This is a genomic window from Corynebacterium sp. HMSC064E08, from assembly GCF_001811805.1.
Taxonomy (GTDB): domain Bacteria; phylum Actinomycetota; class Actinomycetes; order Mycobacteriales; family Mycobacteriaceae; genus Corynebacterium; species Corynebacterium jeikeium_D.
Map to the genome: position 1 here is coordinate 74,304 of NZ_KV806700.1, position 21,997 is coordinate 96,300.

Genomic DNA, 21,997 nt, shown 5'->3' on the forward strand with positions numbered 1-21,997 from the left:
ACCTATGACCCCCGCACAGAAGTTCCACTCAGAAATGAAGGTTCCCGGCGGCAAGTTGGTTGTCGCCGATTGCGAAACCACAGGTGACACGGTTTCGTCGATAAGCATTTCGGGCGATTTTTTCCTCGAACCCGATGAGGCCTACGACATTATTAATGAGGCTCTCCTCGGTGCACCTGCCGAGGACAATACAGAGCGCTTGCAGGCTCGCCTCGATGCGGCACTAAAGGATTTTGAGGATCTATCCGGCCGCGAGGTGCGACTGCATGGTTTTGATACCCACGTTATTGCGCAGGTCGTTCGCCGCGCACTGACGCAGGCTGTCGACTTCACCGATTTGGAGTGGGAGATCCTGCAGCCGGGTGTCCTGCCGACGGCGATGAATGTTGCCCTCGACGAAGTCCTTCTTGACCAAGTCAATTCCGGTCAGCGTGGCCCGACTCTGCGGTTCTGGGATTGGGACGACCGTGCCACCGTGATTGGCTCCTACCAGTCCTACGTCAACGAACTCGAACCCGAGGGCGTCGAAAAACACGATGTGCAAGTGGTGCGTCGTCTTTCCGGCGGCGGTGCGATGTTCATGGAGGGCGGCAACTGCGTCACCTACTCGCTCTATGTGCCGGAAAAGCTGGTCGCTGGCCTTAGCTACGTCGAATCCTACGAATTCCTCGACCGCTGGGTCATCGCTGCACTCGCACAGCTCGGCGTCAATGCGTGGTATGTCCCCATCAATGACATCACCTCCGATGGCGGTAAGATTGGCGGAGCCGCGCAGAAGCGCCGTGGTTCGACGGTGCTCCACCACGTCACCATGAGCTACGACATCGACGCTGACAAGATGATGGAAGTCCTGCGCATTGGCAAGGCCAAAATTGCCGACAAGGGCCTGCGCAGCGCGAAGAAGCGCGTCGATCCGCTCCGCCGCCAGACGGGTGCCAGCCGCGCGGAAGTCATCGACACAATGAAGCAGACATTCATCAACCGCTACGGTGCTGCCGAGACATCGCTTTCCGACGAGGACTTCGCTGCGGCGCAACATCTTATTGACACCAAATACGGCACGGAGGGCTGGACTCACCGAGTTCCCTAGCGTCCACGTGATTTATCTACATGGAGAAAATCTTCGGGAAAGAGGGTTAACTGGATAAAAAGTAACCCACGGAGACTCGGCGTGGACGACGCGAAACAACATCGCCCGAAGAAGAAACTAAGCCCTCTTGACGAAACCCTGGATAGAGCCCGTGCACTGCGCACTAAACGCGCAATCGGTCTCTACCCTGCCAATATGCACCCAGGACTGGTGCCTGGATTCAGTGTCGAAGAGCTGAAATACAAGTTCGGACTGGACAAGCTGGTTTTCGGCGTCAACGCGGTGTTGATTATCGCCTTTGTCATTTGGGGTATCACCAGCCCAGAAACAGTCTCCTCGGTTTCTTCGGCCGCGCTGTCCTGGGGTCTGGAGAACTTCGGCTGGCTCTTCAATGTCACCATGGTTATCTGTGTCATTGTGATGTTGGGCATTGCTATGTCCCGCTACGGCAATATCAAATTGGGCAAGGATGACGAGGAACCGGAATACTCCCGTTTTTCCTGGGTAGCCATGATGTTCGCCGCAGGTATCGGTGTCGGTATTTACTTCTTCGGCCCATCTGAACCGTTGGCGTTCTACCACTCACCGCCGCCGCTGACGGTGGAGGCACACACTGAGGAAGCACTGCACCGAGCGGTCGCCCAGGCAAACTTCCACTGGGGTTTCTCACCGTGGGCGCTGTATGCACTGGTCGGTGGCGCACTTGCCTACTCGACGTACCGCCGTGGCCGTGCCAGCTTGATTTCTTCGCTTTTCACGCCGATTTTGAAACGCACTGATGGGCCCATTGGTCGCACCATTGACATTTTGGCGATTGTGGCGACGCTGTTCGGTACTGCTGCCTCGCTGGGTATTGCCACGCTACAGATTGGCGAGGGCATTTCAACGCTCGCCGGTTTTACTCCTTCAATGGCAGTACTTCTTGTCGTCATTGTGGTCTTAAGCGTCGGCTTTATTATTTCGGCGGTCTCTGGCGTGTCGAAGGGCATTCGTATTCTGTCGAATACCAACATCATGCTGACCTTCTTGTCACTCTTCTTTGTCTTTGTCGCAGGACCGACCCTGTTCCTGATCAACCTTCTGCCATCGAGCATTTTGAGCTACCTGGATAACTTCCTGGATATGTCCTCCCGCTCGTTGTCGTGGGGCCAGGAAACTCTGGACTTCCAGGCTGCGTGGACAATGTTCTACTGGGCTTGGTGGATTGCCTGGGCTCCCTTTGTGGGCATGTTTATTGCCCGCATTTCCCGTGGCCGCACGATTCGTGAGTTCATTTTGGTGACCATCATCGTGCCGTCCTTTGTGCTGATGCTCGCATTTTCTATTTTCGGCGGCACCGCTATCGACTTCGCCCGCAACAACGTCCCCGGCTTTGACGGCTCTGCCTCTTCTCAGCAGGTGCTCTACAACCTGATTGGCGAGCTGCCGTTTAGCGGTGTCGTCTCTGCCCTGGTGATTGTGATTCTGGCAATCTTCTTCATTACCTCTGCCGACTCGGCATCGGTGGTGATGGGCACGATGGCCTCCAAGGGCGATCCGGAGCCGAATAAACTGGTCGTGGTTTTCTTCGGCGTTCTCATGATGGGTATTGCCGTGGTCATGCTTCTCACCGGCGGCGAAGATGCCCTGTCTGGCCTACAGTCACTGACAATCTTGACGGCCATGCCATTCGTGGTAATCATCATCGCGCTGCTCATATCCTTCGTCAAAGACCTCAGCACCGACCCGCAGGCAATCCGCACCACCTTCGCCAAGACTGCGGTCCGCAACGCCGTCAAACGCGGCCTGGAAGAATACGGCGATGACTTCGAACTGTCTGTTGAGCGCACTGACAAGGATCAGGGGGTCGGCTCCTCCGCAGGAGTCGAGTCCGGCATGGAACAGCTAACCGAGTGGTATCACCAAACCAACGAGATGGCTGAGACGACTGATACCCACGACGAGGGAGAAAAATCGTCAAACGGTAAGACGTCAAAACACACGTCTACCCATTAGTGAGTGCACTATCTAATTAGTTCCCTACGGCAACCAGCTTCTCCGCCAACTGTGCCACATCATTCGGGTGGTACTCCGCAGGCCGGTTTCGCTTCGGCGAGCAGGAATCAATAACATCCCGCCACCGCTGTGGAATAGCAGAGGCACCAAAGACGCCACCGAGAAAAGCACCAACAATCGCCGCGTTGGTGTCGGTGTCGCCACCACGGCCAATGACTCGGACCAACGATTCCTCAAAGGTTGTGGTTTTGTCTTCTACCCGCCGCAGTTCTTTATGCAGTGCCCACAACGCAAAGCGCAACCAGCCCTGATGCACAGAGAAATCCGGCTCGCCCCTGTCCAACACCGCACCGCTGGCCTGCCAATCGGCCTCCCACTGCGCGCTCTGGGAGGCCAGCCACTCCATCAGTGCCCCCACGCCAATGCCGCGGCGCGGCTGGTGGAGGCCGCCGCTGATGACGTCGGCAAGCGCGGATGCGTAACGTGAATTGGCGTCGACGCACACCGGGTGTGGGTGCGTGATGGCGGCATCCTTGCGTGCGAGTTCGCCAGCGCGTGCGGGGTTGCGCCAGTATGCGATAGCCAGCGGTGAGATGCGCATGAGCGCGCCGTTGGCCTGGGAATTCGGGTTCGGCGCGCGTCGTAACAGCGCCGCCGTCGTAGCCTCCCCGATATCGAAAGCATCGGAATTCGCCCAGCGCACATAGGACTCACGAACGTCGGCGGCATCGTAGCCTTCGCAGCGCACCAGTGAGCGTGCCAGTGCCAGGGCCATTTCGGAGTCATCGGTGGGCTGACCGGCGGCGATATTGTGGGTGCCGCCATCGGCAAGTTCGCGGACACCGTGGGGATAGCGCTTCGCGATGTCCTCGGCACTGCAAAATTCCACCAGCGCTCCGAGATTATCGCCGATGACCTGGCCATAGAGCACGCCGCGGGCACGGTCGAGGACGCGGGCGAAGGCATCGGAATTGTGAATCACGGAGTGTCTCCTACAGAGCTTGAATGGTGTCGGCGGCTTGAATGGCATCGGCGAATTCACCGAGAACCGGCAACAACGCCACTACAGCCCCCGCGAGAGATTCCAACGCAGAACCGCAGGCCGATCATGGTAGCGACCAAGCACGGACAGGGATGCGGTATTCAATGGGAAGGACTGGCCCAGTTCAATGGGCAGTTCCAACCAGGCTGTGGTGAGCGCACGCAGCGAGTGACCGTGGGCGAACAGAATCGCCTTGTCTTCACCCGATTCACGAACCCTTTTGACTACACGTTCAACGCGCTCGCGGACTTCTTCCGCGGTTTCGCCATTGGGCACACCGTGAGTCCAAATCTGCCAGTCGGGAACAGTCTTTTGCACTTCCTTCGAGGTAATGCCCTCGTAGTCGCCATAGAACCATTCCGCAAGATCCTCTTCGACCTTGAAGTCGTGGAATCCTGCCAATCGAGCGGTCTCCTGTGCACGCTGACGGGGTGATGCCAGCACTAACCCAAAGTCCTTCGGATCCAGCCAGCCGTTGAGGGCCTTGGCTTCTTCGCGACCGTTGTCAGTCAGAGGAAGATCGGTTACCGATGTGTGCTGCCCAGTGCGCGACCACTCAGTTTCGCCGTGCCGTACGAGATATAAGTCAGTCATAGTTCCAGCTTAGGCTTATTTGAAAGTGCGGTTAGCCGCGGCAGCCCTGCTAGCCCATCACGGGGTCATGGATGCAACTAGGAACGCTGCTTAAGTGCCTCCACTGCCCGGTCGGCAAGCTCCTCGCCAGCACCGTCGTAGAGGTAGACCGCCATGTCGGCACCAACGTTGAGAAGCTGACTCTTAAACCTCTGCACCTTAGTGGTGGTAGCAACCACGGCTTCGGTGTCCTGCTTACGGATGTTCTGAATCATCGCGTAGGTCTCAGCGTGCTCAGACAGCGCCAACACGTACAGCGCTGGTTTCTTCTCCAACTCGATGTGGTGCCAGAGCTCTGGGTCTGTCACATCGCCCGGGATGACCTGGTAGCCCTGCTCGCGCAGTTCTTCGATGCGATCCTCGTCGAAGTCGACACCGAAGACGTTCATGCCGTACTCGTTGACTAACCTGCCGTAGACACCGACGCCGACCCGCCCCATACCCATGATGAGAGCATCGGCGTTATCAATAATGACCGTTGCCTCTTCTGGGACCAGGCGGTCCTCTGGGGTTTCTGGGACGAACTTCTGCAGGAAGCTGACAATCTTGTCCTCGTGCGGGACCATCAGCGAGCTGGCAATGAAGCTACCCGCCACGGCGACTGCCATAATCGAGGTCCACTCATCGGGCAGAATGTCCTGTTGCGTCGCCGCCGCCATCACAATGAGGCCGAACTCCGAGTAGTTGCTCAGCGTCAGGCCTGCCAACGCGCTAGTGCGCAGCGACAGTCCGGTGCGCTTGAGAATCCAAATGAAGATAGTGGCCTTGAACACCAGGAACAGGACCATAATCGCGGCGATGACGTAGCCGCCAGCACTTGGCAGACCACCGAGACCAATCTGGATGAAGAACGCGACCAGCAGCAGCTCACGGATACTAATCAGAGCTTTCGAGAGACGATCAGAGATTGGGTGCGAAGACAGCAGAATACCGGCGACCAGGGACCCCAGCGAGCCGGACAGCCCTGCCAGCTCGAAGGCCGAGTACGAGGCCACGGCAATACCAATACCGGTGAGAACCAGCAGCTCGGTGCGGAACATGCGGTTGGGAAGACGCGCCGCCAGTGGGCGAATAAAGAACAACAGCGGCAGCGCCAGCGCCCACAGCTCCGGGGTCTTACCCGACGAAACCACCAGCACACCGACCGCAATGATGTCCTGCAGAATCAGCACACCGATCGCGATGCGGCCGATAGCCGAAGCGCCTCGGTTCTGCTCCTCCAGGTGGCTCATCACAAACACTGTCGAGGAAAACGAGGTTGCGATGCCGATGTAAATCAGTGAGGTCACCGACAGCCCCGTGAGCTCACGCAGCGGCAGGAAACTCGCGACACCGAACAGCACGGCAAAAACTACCGTGTTCAAAAACGCGTGCCCCAGCCCCGAAAAGACCACTCGCGGCGCCACGATATCCTTCGGATTCAGCTTCAGACCAATAGTGAACAGCAAGGTGGTAACACCGAGCTCGGCCAGCGAATCAATAAACGGGATTTCCTCAAGCCCCATTGCATGAACGGCAAAACCGGCCCCAAGAAAACCAATCAGCGGCGGCAGCCGAAGCAACGAAGCACCGAGTCCGCCGATAATCGAAAACAGTATTGCTGTTAGGTAGACAGATTCCACTCATTAAAAATACGGCTGGCACCGCGGTTTTACGTAGGGCTTGCCATTAACAGTTTTATAGCTACCCAATTGGGGGTTAGCGCCGATACGGGACCTCGCCCAACGTAATCGGCTGCGGGTGGTCTGCAACCCACGCGACTGCCGCTTCAGTCAACGCATCAATGTCCGCCTCCCCGGCTTTGCGCTGCTTCACGACGGTCATCGCTTCCTCGGCAGCCCCAACCGTCTCCAGCCAGAAGTCGGTCATCTGGACAAAGTCTTCGTCCCAGTTGACGTAGCCCATCTCCAAGGCTTCGTACCCGAGCCGACCGACGATGCGAATAACTTCGCCCTGCACAGTCGCGGCTGCGCCACCACCAGGTACAAGGTAATTCCAGAGGTATTTAAACTGGCCATTGGTCGACTTATCTGCGGAGACAATGATGTCGCTGTGACCGTCGTGAGGCGTAATTACCTCCGGACGGTCCGCACCGATGCGTTCATAAAGGCGATCCATGGCCGGCTGGTATACCTCACGCGCCTTATCTGACATGCGGTTATAGCGGCGACCGAACTTGGTGAACTCTTCGCGGACTTCGTCGTCGATCACCGAACCAGCGTCCAGGAGCACATCGATGCTTTCTAAGACTCGCCGGACTGCATCGGTATCGGCGGTAGCGATTGCCTCTTTGAATGCTGTTCGACCGTGGCCGAGGCGACACTCGCTATGCAGATCAGCGCCATTTTCCAACAGCAACGCAATCGCCTTAGGCTGATGACTCTTCGCTGCCATGAAAAGCGGAGGATACTTACCGGCTTCGATGTCCGCACCGCATTCGAGCAGGACTGTCATCCTGTCGACGTCGCCCCGGTTGGCATGCTCTGCCAGCGCGGTCTTACTGAAGCGGTTCTCGGTGTTGACGTCGATCCCCTGGTCAATCAGCCAACGCATGAGTTCTGGCGGGGTGCCACGGAGCGCTAGTGCAGTGTCCTTGCTGTATCCGAAAACCGCGTCGAGAGCGCAAGTGTCATAGACCGCTTTCAGCGCATCCATGTCACCGGCTTCGAGCAGTTCTTCGAAATCTTCGACCAGTTTCTTCCGCTTCCGTGGCATGCAGTTTCCCCTTTACTTACCGCCCTCGTCAGTGGACAGCGCAGCCACGAATGCCTCCTGCGGCACCGAGACCGAACCGATGTTCTTCATGCGCTTCTTACCGGCCTTCTGCTTCTCCAGCAACTTGCGCTTACGGGAGATGTCACCGCCGTAGCACTTAGCAAGGACGTCCTTGCGCAGTGCACGGATGTTCTCGCGGGCGATAATCTTCGAACCGATTGCAGCCTGAACCGGGACCTCGAACTGCTGGCGAGGGATTAGCTCACGCAGCTTCTTGGTCATCTTGTTGCCGTACCACTGCGCGTTGTCGCGGTGGACGATAGCGGAGAACGCATCGACGGCCTCGCCCTGCAAGAGGATGTCCACCTTGACCAGATCCGCAATCTGCTCACCGGCGTCTTCGTAGTTCAGCGAAGCATATCCCCTGGTGCGGGACTTCAGCATGTCGAAGAAGTCGAAGATGATCTCACCCAGTGGCATCTTGTAGCGCAACTCCACGCGGTCCTCCGACAGGTAGTCCATGCCACCCATCTCGCCGCGCTTCTGCTGGCACAGTTCCATGGTAGGACCAACGAACTCGCTTGGCACGACGATGGTGCACTTAACCATCGGCTCGTAAATCTCGCGGAGCTTCCCCTCCGGCCAGTCACTCGGATTGTGAACAGTGACCTCGGTGCCATCCTCAGTGACCACGCGGTAGACAACGTTCGGGGCCGTCGAAATGAGATCCAGGTCGAACTCGCGCTCCAGTCGGGCGCGGGTGATCTCCATGTGCAGCAGGCCCAGGAAGCCCCCGCGGAAACCGAATCCGAGGGCCACCGAAGTCTCAGGTTCGAATGTCAACGAAGCGTCGTTAAGCTGGAGCTTTTCCAGCGCATCACGCAGGTCAGGATAGTCTTGCTGAGAGATTGGGAACAGCCCGGAGTAGACCATCGGCTTGGGCTCTGCGTAGCCCTCCAGCGGCTCCTCGGCCGGTGTGGCGTTCAGCGTGACGGTGTCACCGACCTTGGATTGGCGGACGTCCTTCACGCCGGTGATGAGGTAACCGACCTCGCCGACGCCGAGGCCCTTACACTTCTTCGGCTGCGGCGAGACGATGCCGATTTCCAACAGCTCGTGCTTAGTTCCGGTGGACATCATCTGAATGACTTCACGCGGCTTGAGCTGCCCATCAACAACACGAATGTAGGTGACCACACCACGGTAGGTGTCGTAGACCGAGTCAAAAATCAGCGCACGAGCAGGTGCTTCCGGATCGCCGACCGGTGCCGGGACGAGCTCACAGACACGGTCGAGCATTTCCGCAACGCCCTCACCGGTCTTGCCCGACACACGCATGACATCCTCCGGCTCACAGCCGATGATGTGCGCGATTTCCTCCGCGTACTTATCCGGATCCGCGGCCGGCAGGTCAATCTTGTTCAGAACCGGAATGATCTCCAGGTCGTTTTCCATGGCCAGGTACAGGTTGGCCAGCGTCTGCGCTTCGATGCCCTGAGCAGCGTCGACAAGCAGGATCGCGCCTTCACACGCCTCTAGCGCACGCGAGACTTCGTAGGTGAAGTCAACGTGACCAGGCGTATCAATCAGATGCAGGACAATCTCTTCGCCCGCGTGCTCGCCGGTGCGCGGAACCCACGGCAGGCGCACGTTCTGAGCCTTAATGGTGATGCCGCGCTCGCGCTCAATATCCATGTTGTCGAGGTACTGATCGCGCATATCGCGTGCTTCAACAACGCCCGAGAGCTGCAGAATTCGGTCCGCCAGGGTGGACTTACCGTGGTCAATGTGCGCAATAATGCAGAAATTTCGAATCCGTGAGGGGTCCGTAAAAGTCTGCTCCGCAAAATTCTTGGTCACGTTGGGTCTACTCCGAAAAATAAAGACGTTATGGGCATTGGGGCGCGGCGTTGGCCGACCCATATGCGCCGGCCTCGAAAACCGACCAGCCGGGCTTAAATACAATCACGCACAATCTTACCTATCGATTCCCTCCGCACTAAACCTCTAGACTTAGATTCCATGAGCTCCACTTCGTCCACCGATCAAAATGAACGCGAAAGCTGGCCACGCCGCCTGCGTAATCGCATCAGCGCGCGTCTTTTCGCCGGTACCGAGTGGTTCCGTGGCCCCGACACACTCGATGAGGCGCTGTTAAAGCTCAACATGCAGCTAGGCCTCGCCCAGGACACCTCGCTTTCCGACGAGTCCAAGGAGGCCCTACTTCGACTGCGAGATTCGGTGACCATCGCGCGCCCAACCGCGGAGCTGGCCCGCACAATCGTCTACAGCCCCGACATGGATGGCCAGGCCGACCCCGGCGAAGTGGTGTGGATTCCGCTGCAGCTCGAAGGTGAAAATGCCGCTTTGCGTGAGCGCGCTGTGGTCGTGGTTGGTCGCCACGACCAGTATCTTCTGGGCATGCTGATTTCCACACGCACCGAGCACAGTGAGCACCCGGAGTGGCTGTTTATCGGTAGTGGGTTCTGGAATGAAGACCCCAAGCCATCGTGGGTTCGCATGGACCGTATCTTGCTCATTCCAGAATCGGGTATTCGCCGCGCAGGTGCGATGATGCCCCGTAGGCGCTTTGAGCTCATCGCCGCCCGACTTCGCGGGGATTACGGCTGGAATTAGGCAGTAGCTGGAGTTAGGCAGCGCTGTTTGCTAGAATTCTGCAAGTTGTTTACCGTTGCGTTCCTTTGCGGCGAGCGCGGGCAGGACCTTGGGTTCGCGTTTTCATCGTCGTATAAGCGCAGTGCGTGGCTTCGATTATGCTGGTTAATTAGTTTGACCAGCAGGGGTTGGAGCCAAAATTTGCACTGTGATCAGGACTTTTCTTGGTGGCGGGCGGTAACAATTCCAACTACTACGGATACAAGAGGTATTCACGATGGCAAACATCAAGTCCCAGATCAAGCGCAACAAGACCAACGAGAAGGCTCGCCTGCGTAACCAGGCTATCCGCTCCGCAGTCCGCACTGAGATCCGCAAGTTCCAGGCTGCTGTTGAGGCTGGCGACAAGGCTGCTGCTGAGGCTCAGCTGCGCGTTGCTTCCCGCAAGCTGGACAAGGCTGTCACCAAGGGCGTCTTCCACCGCAACACTGCGGCTAACAAGAAGTCCGGTATGGCTAAGGCTTTCAACAAGCTGGAGGGCTAATTCCCTTTTGGCGCTGTGCCGTTCTTGTGGCGCTTGTGCCGTGAAATTAACCGCTTCCTGCTATTTTCCGATTTCATTTCGGATGTGGCGGGAGGCGGTTTTTATTATTTAACCCCAACGCGAGTTAGTGGCTGCGTTTATGGCTGGCGGCGGTGGGGCGATGCGAGTTACTGACTACGTTTATGACAAAAATGGCCTGAAAAATGGCTTGAAAGTGTCATAAACTCACACAGTTTCACATTTGCAGCCCGGAAATTTTAACGCCTATGGGACGAATGGGCCAGCTCCGCGATACGAAGCACCGACTGTTCCAGCGATAGTTGCGGCGTCGATGAGGCTCCCTTGGTGTCCGCATCCAGTTGTGCCGCGACAACCACAGCGCGAGCAACCGCCGGGGTTGACCAGGCAGATGCCAACCGCTGAGTTTTTTCCAACTTCCACGGCGGCATGCCATAGCGGTGGGCATCTCTACGCGCATTGACACCACGTGCACCGTGGAGCCGCGCTACATCACCGACCATTCCCGTGATTGCAGCCGACAGCAGTGCCGGTGCCATGCCCAGCTGCAAGGCGCGGCGCATCTTGGCCAACGCTTCCCCACCGCGACCGCGCAGTGCGAGCTCGGCAATCTCAAAGCCCGAGACCTCCGCCGAAGCACCGTAGTAGGTGCGCACTGCTTCCGAGGTGACCTTGCCCGCTGTATCCGCACACAGCTGGGAAATGGCGGTCGCCAGTTCGCGGAGGTCTGAACCGACCGCATCCAGGACGGTATCGATGACGTCGCGACGCACCTTAACCCCGTGTGAGGCGAACTCTTCACCAACGAAACCGGGCAAGTCGTTTCTCTTGAGCGGTTGTGCCTCGAAGAAGCGGACTCCCACTTTGCGCAGGTCAGCGACCATTTTTTTCTGACGTCCCTCACCGCTGTGAAGGAGAATCAACGTGATGCCCGGCGCGGGATCCTTAACCGAATCCATCAACAGCTTGGCAGGCTCTTTGCCGGCGTCTTGGCAGTCGGTGACAACCACGATCCGGTCATCCCCAAACAATGAGGGGCTGAAGAGCTCCACCGCGTCAACAGTGGTCATGTCCCCTGCACGGATAGTGGTCACAGGCACCGAGCGTCCACCCGGATCGGACTCCGTTGCTGCCTGCGCGCGGACGGCAGCGACAATGGCGAGGCGGGCGCGGTCTTTCAGCAGCTCCTCTTTGCCCACAATCAAATTCACGGGTGCGACGGCGCTCAATCCCGACCTCTTTTCCGCGTTGATTCCTGCGACTGTTGTTTCTAGCCTACGGGACAGCCCGGATTTCACCTTCCTCGCCAGACTTCACCATTGGAATACAGGGCTTGTGGGCCATCTCGCTGCGGGCACACCACGGGAATGTGGTCGGGTGTCATTACGATTTCTCGCACGTGCGGACCACACTCGCGGGCGATAAACCACTGGGGTGAGCGGCCTGATTGGGACGGTTGGCCGCTCACGGCTTCCGCGACATACGACGGGGATTCCACCACCACGGTTTCTGTCGTAGGGCTATCTGCGCCAGTATCCAGTACCTGGGCATGCCATGTCATTTGCTCCGTGAGGCCGAGGGCAATTCGGCACTGCCGGCTGAGCGAGGTCGGTGCAGGGTAACCAACCGATGCCACATGGTTGGCGGGTTCTCCGACAGCCTCCGCGTGAATGAGAACAATCTGGGTCTTCTCCGCGCAGGCCGCAACCTTCCACCCCTGTGGGGCACGCGCAATGTCGAGGCCGAACACCCAAATAGCGGCATAACTACCGGCTGCCAAGACAGCAGCGAAGGCCCCAGCGCGGAGCGCAAGACGGGGCCACGCCCAGAGCGTCGTCAAGCATGTGAGTGCGAGCGTGCAGGAGACGACCAACGTGACCGTCCCAGTGGCGGGCGCGACGATTCCCGCAGCGAGGCGTGCGACCTGATGAATCCACCATGCGCACGGCGCGGCGCACCAGAGCAGCGCACTGACCAGCCAATTGAGATGCAGTGCGGCGGCAACGGCAGCGAGCGAACCAGCGATAGTAACCGGTGCGACGGCGGGCGCGGCGAGGAGATTGGCGAGCAGTGAGACGTGACTAATTTCGCCGATGAGAAGCGCCAATACGGGCATGGTGACCACGTGTGCGGCAATCGATACGGCGACGGCGCGGACTACTGGGGCGGGCCAGGTACCCATAACGGTGGTGGCGGACAGGCGTCTGGCAAGGGGCTCGGCAAGAAGGACTAACCCAGCGGTGGCTGTGACCGACAGGGCGAAGCCCACTGATACCGATAGGTCTGGTGCCAGGAGAATCAACCCAATAATGCCAGCCGATAGCGCCGCGATGGCTTGGCCAGCTCGTCCTACGAGAATCGCCAACAGCCCAATGCAACCGGTGACCACTGCGCGTAGCACTGACGGTTCTGTGCCCACAATTGCCACGAAGCCGTACAGGGCAAGTGCGGCGACTGCGACCCGCACCCGCGGCCCAGCCCACGAGAACACGGTTACAACAGCCCCGATAACAAGCGCAACGTTCGCTCCAGAGACTGCTGATAGATGTGAAAGCCCAGAGGCAGTCATCATGTCGCCGTCGTTGAGGCTAAAGCCGCGCTCATCGCCGATGGCCATGGCGGGAATCAGGCGGTCGGGACCAACGGGAAGATTCTGCGCCGAGTCAAAGAGCTGCTGGCGCACCTGAGCTGCCAGCCCCTGCGGTGGCGCGATGACCTCAATATCGCCGCGCAGATTCAGCTGGATACCACTAATGCAGGGTTTGCTGGCCACACGTATACCGGCTGTGGATTCAACTACGGCGTCTCTCGTGACCGCCAACAGTTGCTCGTCTCCGAAAACCGACACCTGCCCCGGAAGGCCCTCGATGCGGGCCTTCGCGCTGGCCCCGAACTCGGTAGCTTTCGGCTCGGTGACGAGGCGCAATTGCACTTTCGACATCCCGCCAATGTCGTCATAGAGCTCGTGGGCTCGGGCTTGCGCTATGCGGATTCGCGTGGCCACCGCAACACTGGCCACCGCCACAGCTGGCACCACGATAGTGACGATTGCTCGCCAGCCGGAGGTCACCGCACCTCTTCCCCATCGCCACGACCAACGCTGCCACGCCCACGGCAACACCACCGCAGTCACGATTGCGCTTGGTGCCACAACTATCGCCCATTCTGGGCGCATGATCACTGCCACCGCAGTCGCCCACGCCAACACCGCTGCTGGCACTAGCCGCACGTCGAGCCCAGCACGAGCGCGCAGGTCAGACGGTGGCGGCATCGCGCAGAGCCTCTACCTTAGCCGGGCCGATTCCCGGTACCTCCTCAAGTGCGTCGATGCTCGCAAAAGGCCCGTTCTTTTCACGAAAGTCAATGATTTTGGTCGCTGTTGCGGGTCCAATTCCGGGCAGTTCCTCCAGCTGCGTAGCAGTGGCGGTGTTGATGTTGATCTTTCCGTCAGAGCCACCCGAGCCAGCCCCGCCTGCAGCACCGCCGCCAAAACCGCCAGAAACATCGGAACCGCCCTCCGCCGTTCCTGCTGGCAGCGCCTCTGTCCCGACCACAATCTGTTGACCATCAACCAACGGTGCCGCCAGGTTCACGCTGGCAGGATTAGCCTCCGGCAGAAGCCCACCCGCACGCTCAATTGCCTCCACCACCCGCGCTCCCGCTGGCACCTCCACCACGCCAGGATTCACGACCAACCCCACCACCGACACAATCAACGGCCCCGCCTGTGCCTGAGCGTTAGCCTCCTGCCCCGGACCGCCCGGCGTCTCCGCTGAGGTCTCGGGCGTCTCCGGTGTCGTCCCCGCGACAGCCGCGTCCTGCACCGCAGGCATCTCCACCTGTGGCGTCGACGGCCACACCACCGCAGCGATTACGCCCAAGGTCAACACTGCAATCACAAGGCACGCAGCCATCGCCACCCGCGGCGTCACCACCGCCCGGCGCGTGGAAAAGTCCACCGCCATGCGCTTGTCTTGATCAATCGGTTCCAGATAGTCCGCTAGCCGATTCCGCAAATTCGTCACGATGCGCACACTAGCGCCCCGCACGACGCCCCACCTTGACGAAAGCACTCATCAAGGCGTCATCTGTGGATAAAAAATGACCTGCGGAGGTTATCCACAGGCCACATCATCTTCGCAGTTCAGCAACTACTTCTTCTTCTCGTCGCCGTCATCATCACGCTTGTCGCTTGACGACGACTCCCGCGATTTCTCCCCTTCAGTGCCAAATACAGCTCCCTCAGGATCGGACTTATCGCGCAACGCCAAATCAGAGATAGCTTTCGCCAGACGCTCAGCCTTGTCCAGGGCTGCTTGGCGATTCTCACTCCACGTTGGCAATTTCGAAACAGCCGTGGTGAAAAGCGGAATTCCCTGTTCATTAGTCACGACTGTGCGATGGATTCGTTTATTGCGGTTGCGACTGGCAGCCGGATTCTCAACTACTTTCACCTCAGCCTGGTCGGTGATTGGCTCACCTGGGTCTGTGGTGCCAGCGTTTTCAGCCGAACCATCCGTGCCAGCAGAGTCACCGGAATTGCCTAAGTCGCCGGAATCGTCTTCCACCGCGTCCGCAGCCTCAGCATCAACAGCAGGCGCGTCACTCTCCTCCACACTATGGAGCAGCGCTGTCACACCCATCTCTGTTTCAAAATCCATGGCATCCGAATCAATCGAGCCACCGGAGACCATGCCAACTGCATAGGCTCCCTGTCCGACATGAGCGGTAAGAGACTCCGGCAAATCGAGGATTCTAAACCGGGTATCGTCGGGTAGCTCTTCGGCAAGCATGGCCTGGAGCTCGTGAACGTCGTCAAGCGCGTCGGAATGATGCAGCAATACCGCAGGCGGACGGTTCGCCGATGACGCGGACCGCACCATCTTCGTGGCGAAATCCACCATGCGCTGCTTGACCTTCGCCTCTGTCCGGCACTTTGCGACGAGTGCCAGTGAGCCATCTTTAATGCCGACGATGGGCTTGATAGCGAGAGCCGTAGAGAGCATTGCTTGGCCTGCGGAGATGCGACCTCCACGACGTAGCGAATCAAGCTTTGGTACGAACAACCAGAGTCGATAGCGCTGCAGCACATCACGAGCTACATCGGCAACCTCATCACGACTGGCCCCGGCACGCGCGGCCTTAGCTGCCGCGATGGCAGCGGCACCGACTCCGGCTCCGACGGTGTCGGTATCGATGACGGTCACACGGTCCAGCGCACCAGCAGCGGTGACAGCGTTAGACCAGGTAGCGGACATTCCCTTGCCAAGATGCAGGGCGACAACGCCAGCGTCAGAACCATCCTTGTTGGAGCGTTCCAGCGCACGCGCATATGCGGCGCACAGCTTCAGTGGACTGACTGCCGACGTGGTGACGGCGTCTTCATTGATGTCATGGCCGATGGGAACCACGGTGATGTCGAGCTTGCGGGCAACCTCGGGCATCAGGCACGCGGTGTCATCGACAACAATGCGAACGCGACCGTCACCGGGCATGGCGGCCTCCTGAAGAATCAGAAACCTGCAACTCCCGCTGACGGACCTTCGCGTTAAAAGCATTCAGGTACCAGGAGGTTTCACCATTGACGCGCGTGCGCTGCTCCATTTCGACCCACGCAGTGTTGCCCAGGCCGTTGAACGTGCTGAAGTAGTCGCGCGGCATCTGCAGCAGGGCTGCGGTAGCGGCAGCAATGGCACCACCGTGGGATACGAGCACAAAGGTATCCGACTCCCAATCGGGGTTGGCCGCTAGCTCAGCAATGACCGCCAGCATTCGGTTGGAAACCTCAAAGCGGGTCTCGCCGCCCTTGGGCGCCCAGTTGAGATTATGGCGCCAGTGGTCACGCATACCGGGAAACGCGGAGTCAATCTCGTCGTAGGTGCGCTCTTGCCATTCACCGAGGTTGGTCTCACGCAGGCGCTTATCAAAACTCAACTCTGCACCGGTGGCCTCAGCTAGCGCACGGGCGGTGTCGGCTGCCCGGGTCAGGTCAGAGGACACGATTTTTGTGATTCGCGGTTCAGCCTCCGCCAGGTACTGCGCCGCAGTACGGGCTTGCTCGCGACCAACGTCGGAAAGCTGCGTGTCCAGCTGTCCCTGAATGCGGCCGGTAGCGTTATACGATGTCTGCCCGTGCCGCAGCATAATCAGGCGACGTCGAGCGGCAACATGTGCCTCGCGTGAGCCCGCCACAATTAAAACTCGTCCGTGTCCGGGTTTTCGGCAGCCAGCGGAATCTCGTCGATAGAACGAGCATTGCGGGCGGAATCTTCGCCGTCCTCGTTGCTCGGCTGCTCGATGCCCTCGACCTCGATGCGCGGGCAATCGCGCCACAGTCGATCCAGGCCGTAGAAGTCGCGTTCTTCACTGCGGAAGACATGCACGACAATGTCGCCGTAATCCAGCAGCGCCCAACGTCCCTCACGGACACCTTCGCGGCGAACCGGCTTTGCGCCGAGGTCACGCAGATCGTCCTCAATTTCGTCGACGATTGCGGCAACCAGACGCTCATTGTCAGCACTGACCAGGACGAATGCGTCCGTAATCACCACCGGGCCAGAGACATCGAGAACAACGACGTCCTCACCCTTTTTGCTATCGGCGGCCTTCGCCGCGGCGGTCGCCAGCTCAATGGCGCGTGGTTGTGCAGTCACGAAAGACTTCAGCTCCTTGTGATTTAAAAGTCGTGAAAAACAGCGTTTGTACTTGTAACTTACCGTCTCAGCGGGATTTTGCTAACTTTCAGTCCGCGGTATCGGACTTCGCATCCTCCGGCGCGGCATCCACCGGCGCCGCATCCTCGGAGGTCGAGTTCACCGATGCGGGGCCCACAGAACCAACCGTGCCCTCAGCAGACTGGTACAGACCCCGCTTAGCGATGTACTGCACCACGCCATCCGGCACCAAGTACCAAACAGGGCGTCCTGCCTCCGCACGCTTTCGACAATCGGTAGAAGAAATAGCCATGGCGGGAATCTCGATGAGGTGCAACCGTGAAGCGTCGATTCCTTCCAGGTCCTCTGCCCGCAGGTGAACCCCTGGACGAGTGACACCGACGAACGTTGCTGCGTCGAACATCTCCTCCCAGTCCCGCCACGTCATAATCTTCTGCAGCGCATCGGCACCGGTAATGAAGAACAGATCCGCGTTGGGATAGATGACCTTCAAATCCCGCAGCGTATCGACGGTATAGGTCGCACCCGGCCGATCAATATCAACCCGCGAGACCGAAAACTGCGGGTTCGACGCAGTGGCAATGACCGTCATCAGGTAGCGGTCTTCGCTGTGAGAGACCTTCCGGCCGCGTTTTTGCCACGGTTCACCCGTGGGCACGAAAAGCACAAAGTCGAGGTCAAAACGGTCTGCCACTTCGCTCGCGGCAACCAGGTGACCATTGTGAATGGGGTCAAAAGTGCCACCCATTACGCCAATGCGCTGCCGGGGCGCTTCCGCCGACTTCGCTGTCAACGCGGCGTGTACTCGCGACCGCACACTTTTCTTGCGCTTAATCATGACTGGCACTTTACCCGGGCACTACGGACGAGTCTGTCCACGACCAGCCAGAACCCACTTGCTGCTGGTCAACTCCGGCAGCCCCATGGGCCCACGGGCGTGCAGCTTCTGGGTGGAAATACCAATCTCTGCGCCGAAACCGTACTGCTCACCATCAGTGAACGCAGTGGAGGCATTGACGCTGACAGCGGCAGCATCAACACGGTCGACGAACTCCTGGCACACGCCCCAGTCACGTGCAGAGATAGCTTCCGTGTGGCCCGAGGAGTACTCAGTGATGTGATCCGTCGCGGCCACCACACCGTCGACAATGCGTGCGGCAATGTCTAGCGAGAGGTACTCATCCGACCAGTCTTCCGCCGTCGCAGGAATGACCTCACCGGTCCATCCAGAGGCCGCCAGATTATCGACATCGCCGTGGACCGCAACGCCCGCGTCGGCAAGCGCGTCCAAAATGCGGACCTGATCCTGCGCGGACAGCGCCGCGTCAATGAGAACCGTTTCAGTGGCGTTACAGACGCTCGGACGGCGGGTCTTGCCGTTAATCATCAGCGCAATCGCCTCGTCGATATCGGCGGAAGCATCGATGTAGATGTGGCAGTTACCGGTACCGGTCTCAATGGTCGGCACCGTTGCCTTCGTCACGACGGCCTCAATCAGACCGGCACCGCCGCGCGGAATCACTACGTCAACCAGGCCGCGGGCAGTGATGAGATCCTGCACGGAATCGTGGGTCTCACACGGCAGCAGCTGAACAAGGTCCTCCGGTGCATCGTGGTTGGCCAGCACCTCACGCAAAACCTCGACCAGCTGCGTGTTGGAGTGGACGGCCGACTTGGAGCCACGCAGCAAGGCCACGTTGCCCGACTTCAGCGCCAGACCAAAGGCATCGACAGTAACGTTCGGGCGAGCCTCGTAGACCATGCCCATCACGCCCAGCGGAACGCTGACCTGGGAAAGCTTAATGCCGTTAGGAAGAGTGCTGCCCCGCAGCACCTCGCCTACCGGATCCGGCAGGGCCGCAACCTGACGAAGCCCACCGGCAATACCCTCAACACGAGCGGCGTCAAGGCGCAGGCGATCCAGCAGGGAGTCACTAAAACCACGGGCCTTACCGGCCTCGATGTCCTTGGCATTGGCCACCAGGATCTCTTCAGTACGGGCGACCAGCGCGTCTGCTGCGGCCAGCAGGAGCTCGTTCTTGCGTGCCGACGTAAAGCGAGCCAGCTCTCCCGCGACAGCCTTGGCACGCTGTGCCTTATCTAAAACCTCGGCGCGCTCAGCAGCACGCTCCGGACTAAGAGCCGAATCCTCGGCAATGCCCTGTTGATTGGTGTTAGCAGTTTCGTTCGTTTGAGCAGTCATGCCTACCAGCATAACTAGAGTGAGACATCATTTGAGGGAATTAGCTCAGCAACCCAAGGAAAGATGTAATTCATCAACAGCAGGAACACGATGACGGCAATCACGATGGTGATGATCGCTTTCACCCACCACGGACCCGGCAGGGATCGCCAAAAAGCTGCGTACATCTAGTTGACCTCCTTGGTCTCAACACCGGCGAGAACCGCGTGAATAATGAGCCGATGAGTGTTGTCCCACTGCGGATGGCAGGTAGTCAGCGTAAGTAGAGTCGCGTCACCGACCGGATTGAGGACATCGGCGCGGTCTGGAGTGACAATGTGCTGGCCGGGAATCTCGGGGACGTTAGTTCCTTCTGGCACGCAGTCGAAGCTTTCCCCTGCGCCAGCCATACCGTCGACCGGCAATACCTTGTAGCGGTAAATAGCATCACGGGTCTCTACAGTGATGTCATCGCACGTCTGCAGGCGGTCAATGTTGTCAAAGGGAGCTCCGTGGCCGTCACGATGGGCGGCATAAGAACTGTTGCCCACCTGCCCCGGAAGGGCTGTGCTCGGATAATGGCCGGGGCCACCGCGCAAAACTTCCTGAGAGACACCTTCGAATACGACCAAATCGCTAAAACCGGCCTTAGGAGCGGAAATCATCGCCACCGCAGAGCCAGGCACCCAGGAGCCCTCAACAGCTGGCTCCGTGCCTTCTGGCGCCTGAGCTGGGGCCGATGCCGGTGCGGACCATGCCTGCTGCAGCTCATCACGAGCCTGTTGCTGAGCTTTCCCGGTTTCAAGACCAGACCAGTACAGCAGATAAAAGGCGAAGAGCGCCACCAGCACTCCAGCGGTCAAGAGCAACTCGCCGATGACGCCAATAATTTTCGATAACACACTTAGGATTATGCCCGAAAGTTCCTCATCCAGGCAGTCCGCGCTCAGGCACTCCTCCCCCAGCCAGTCCGCACTCAGCTAGTCCCCACTCAGCCGGTCTTTGCCGAGGCACCTCTGTCCGGGCGCGCCCAGGTGCGCGTCTTTAAGCGCTGCAGCTCTCAGCGCAACGCTCTCCTAAGCGCGGGAGGCGAAATCCGACAGGTAGTCGGCATGGACGACAGGCTTCTGCATGTCATTCGGCAATTCCTCGGTGTGGTAGCCGATCATGCCCAGCAGCTCCTCAGAGTCATAGTTGACCTCGCCGCGTCCGATGACCTCACCGCTCGGGCCAATCAGGTCGACGATGTCACCAGCGGAGAACTCACCGTCAACCGAGGTGATACCGACCGGGAGCAGCGACTTGCGCATGCGGGTCACAGCGTCGACCGCGCCGGCATCCAGGCGAAGCAGGCCCGAGCTATCCGCTGCGTAGAGCATCCAGAACTTCCAGGCGCTCAAGCGGTTGTCCTTCGCGGCGAAAGCGGTTCCCACGTCTGCCTGGTCAAGTGCTCGCTCAATGTTGGACGCCGAAGTCAGCAGCACCGGCACCCCAGCACGCGAAGCCAGGCGTGCGGCAGACACCTTAGAGGCCATTCCACCGGTGCCCAGTGCCCCACCGTCACCGGCGATAACACCACGCAAGTCGTTACCGCTGCGCACCTCTGGCACAAAGGTTGCACCTGGATCGGCCGGGTTACGGTCGTAGAGGCCGTCGACGTCGGAAAGCAGAATCAGTGCATCGCAGTACGCCAGGTGACTGACCAGGGCGGCCAGGCGGTCGTTGTCGCCGAAGCGGAACTCCGAGGTCGCGACCGTGTCATTTTCGTTGACAATTGGCACTGCACCCAGCTGGCGCAGGCGGTCGATAGTGCGCTGGGCGTTGCGGGCACGCGAACGCACACCTGCATCGTCCGAGGTCAAAAGCACCTGTGCAGAAGTGCGGCCATAGCGCAGGAAGGAGCGTCCCCACTCCTGTGCCAGGCGCACCTGCCCCACAGCTGCAGCCGCCTGCTTGGTCGCCAAATCAGTGGGACGCGAAGTCAGCCCCAGCGGCCCCATTCCGGATGCCACCGCGCCGGAGGACACGACAATGACATCGCTAAAGCCCATACGCTTTTCCAGGGCATCGGCAATGAAGTCGATGCGTTCGGGATCGGTACGACCGTCAGATCCGGTCAACGAGGAAGAACCAATCTTCACCACGACGCGCTTCGCGGTCCGAATTGCCTCACGAGTCTCGGAATCGAAACCGCCTTTGGTTCCCGGAGATAAATTCTCAGTCGCCTTTTCAATCTCAGCGACGGTGGACTCAGGATTGTTGTGAAGCAGCTCGTCGACCTCCTCACGGGAAATCGGCGCGTCCGATTCAGACTTCGGCGCGGTAGCTACCGGGGCATCTAATGCATCTGCTCCAGTGACGTCAACATCGTTGGCAACGGTGTCGGAAGGGATAACTGACTCACTCATTTCACTAATGGAAAACATGACGGTCTAATGTAATTCTGACTATATAATTGTTTAAACAATCAGTGACAAAATGCAAGTTT

General features: G+C 59.1%; 20 protein-coding genes. 4 read left to right on the top strand and 16 right to left on the bottom strand.

The features are described 5' to 3' along the window. Positions 1-4: 4 nt before the first annotated feature. Both HMPREF2820_RS05955 and HMPREF2820_RS05960 read left to right on the top strand, forming a co-directional pair. Positions 5-1,090 (top strand): lipoate--protein ligase family protein, encoded by a 1,086-nt coding sequence (locus HMPREF2820_RS05955; RefSeq protein WP_070603334.1) that lies wholly within the window; start codon positions 5-7, stop codon positions 1,088-1,090. Positions 1,091-1,285: 195 nt separating this feature from the next. Beyond that, positions 1,286-3,085 (top strand): BCCT family transporter, encoded by a 1,800-nt coding sequence (locus HMPREF2820_RS05960; protein WP_246822247.1) that lies wholly within the window; start codon positions 1,286-1,288, stop codon positions 3,083-3,085. Positions 3,086-3,101: 16 nt separating this feature from the next. Here the strand turns inward: HMPREF2820_RS05960 and HMPREF2820_RS05965 are convergent, their stop codons facing one another. The 5 genes from HMPREF2820_RS05965 to lepA all read right to left on the bottom strand — a co-directional run bounded on the left by HMPREF2820_RS05965 (position 3,102) and on the right by lepA (position 9,335). Beyond that, a complete protein-coding gene (locus HMPREF2820_RS05965; RefSeq protein ID WP_083308440.1) occupies positions 3,102-4,067 on the bottom strand; it encodes an ADP-ribosylglycohydrolase family protein in 966 nt (321 codons plus the stop codon). 81 nt (positions 4,068-4,148) lie between these two features. Beyond that, positions 4,149-4,721, bottom strand: coding sequence for a histidine phosphatase family protein (locus HMPREF2820_RS05970; protein WP_070603342.1), 573 nt, complete (start codon positions 4,719-4,721; stop codon positions 4,149-4,151). 77 nt (positions 4,722-4,798) lie between these two features. Next, on the bottom strand, positions 4,799-6,382 hold the full coding sequence (locus HMPREF2820_RS05975) for a cation:proton antiporter family protein (protein ID WP_070603346.1): 1,584 nt from the start codon (positions 6,380-6,382) through the stop codon (positions 4,799-4,801). Between the two features lie 76 nt (positions 6,383-6,458). Further along, positions 6,459-7,475: an ankyrin repeat domain-containing protein gene (locus tag HMPREF2820_RS05980; protein WP_070603349.1), complete on the bottom strand. Its 1,017-nt coding sequence runs from the start codon at positions 7,473-7,475 to the stop codon at positions 6,459-6,461. Positions 7,476-7,487: 12 nt separating this feature from the next. Then, positions 7,488-9,335: a translation elongation factor 4 gene (lepA, locus tag HMPREF2820_RS05985; RefSeq protein WP_070429490.1), complete on the bottom strand. Its 1,848-nt coding sequence runs from the start codon at positions 9,333-9,335 to the stop codon at positions 7,488-7,490. Positions 9,336-9,497: 162 nt separating this feature from the next. Here lepA and HMPREF2820_RS05990 point away from each other — a divergent pair, with 162 nt between their 5' ends. Together HMPREF2820_RS05990 and rpsT are read left to right on the top strand one after the other, a co-directional pair. Beyond that, positions 9,498-10,112: a type II toxin-antitoxin system PemK/MazF family toxin gene (locus tag HMPREF2820_RS05990; protein WP_070603350.1), complete on the top strand. Its 615-nt coding sequence runs from the start codon at positions 9,498-9,500 to the stop codon at positions 10,110-10,112. A gap of 256 nt (positions 10,113-10,368) precedes the next feature. Further along, a complete protein-coding gene (rpsT, locus tag HMPREF2820_RS05995; protein WP_016422323.1) occupies positions 10,369-10,635 on the top strand; it encodes a 30S ribosomal protein S20 in 267 nt (88 codons plus the stop codon). Between the two features lie 257 nt (positions 10,636-10,892). On the opposite strand, the gene holA is transcribed toward rpsT, so the two are convergent. The 11 genes from holA to proB form a co-directional block, all read right to left on the bottom strand. Beyond that, positions 10,893-11,882, bottom strand: a complete 990-nt coding sequence (gene holA, locus HMPREF2820_RS06000) for a DNA polymerase III subunit delta (RefSeq protein ID WP_246822229.1) — start codon at positions 11,880-11,882, stop codon at positions 10,893-10,895. Positions 11,883-11,947: 65 nt separating this feature from the next. Beyond that, a complete protein-coding gene (locus tag HMPREF2820_RS06005; RefSeq protein WP_070603352.1) occupies positions 11,948-13,924 on the bottom strand; it encodes a ComEC/Rec2 family competence protein in 1,977 nt (658 codons plus the stop codon). Next, positions 13,908-14,678 carry a ComEA family DNA-binding protein gene (locus tag HMPREF2820_RS06010; protein WP_224433847.1) on the bottom strand — a complete coding sequence of 257 codons (771 nt, stop codon included), beginning with the start codon at positions 14,676-14,678 and terminating at the stop codon, positions 13,908-13,910. The genes HMPREF2820_RS06005 and HMPREF2820_RS06010 overlap by 17 nt, the downstream gene beginning before the upstream one ends. Positions 14,679-14,804: 126 nt before the next feature. Further along, complete coding sequence (locus HMPREF2820_RS06015; protein ID WP_070603357.1) at positions 14,805-16,148, bottom strand: DegV family protein; 1,344 nt, start codon at positions 16,146-16,148, stop codon at positions 14,805-14,807. Continuing rightward, positions 16,138-16,845, bottom strand: a complete 708-nt coding sequence (locus HMPREF2820_RS06020; protein ID WP_070603359.1) for a histidine phosphatase family protein — start codon at positions 16,843-16,845, stop codon at positions 16,138-16,140. Before HMPREF2820_RS06020 ends, HMPREF2820_RS06015 begins: the two co-directional genes overlap by 11 nt. Before the next feature lie 2 nt (positions 16,846-16,847). After that, a complete protein-coding gene (rsfS, locus tag HMPREF2820_RS06025) occupies positions 16,848-17,306 on the bottom strand; it encodes a ribosome silencing factor (RefSeq protein WP_005511538.1) in 459 nt (152 codons plus the stop codon). 88 nt (positions 17,307-17,394) lie between these two features. Next, positions 17,395-18,165: a nicotinate-nucleotide adenylyltransferase gene (nadD, locus tag HMPREF2820_RS06030; protein ID WP_070603361.1), complete on the bottom strand. Its 771-nt coding sequence runs from the start codon at positions 18,163-18,165 to the stop codon at positions 17,395-17,397. Positions 18,166-18,186: 21 nt separating this feature from the next. Then, entirely contained in the window at positions 18,187-19,530 is a 1,344-nt protein-coding gene (locus HMPREF2820_RS06035; protein ID WP_246822230.1) for a glutamate-5-semialdehyde dehydrogenase, read from the bottom strand. Positions 19,531-19,544: 14 nt separating this feature from the next. After that, on the bottom strand, positions 19,545-19,697 hold the full coding sequence (locus tag HMPREF2820_RS10910) for a hypothetical protein (RefSeq protein WP_016422316.1): 153 nt from the start codon (positions 19,695-19,697) through the stop codon (positions 19,545-19,547). After that, on the bottom strand, positions 19,698-20,411 hold the full coding sequence (locus HMPREF2820_RS06040; protein WP_070603365.1) for a class E sortase: 714 nt from the start codon (positions 20,409-20,411) through the stop codon (positions 19,698-19,700). Between the two features lie 174 nt (positions 20,412-20,585). After that, positions 20,586-21,935, bottom strand: coding sequence for a glutamate 5-kinase (gene proB / locus HMPREF2820_RS06045; protein ID WP_016422314.1), 1,350 nt, complete (start codon positions 21,933-21,935; stop codon positions 20,586-20,588). Between the last annotated feature and the right edge of the window lie 62 nt (positions 21,936-21,997).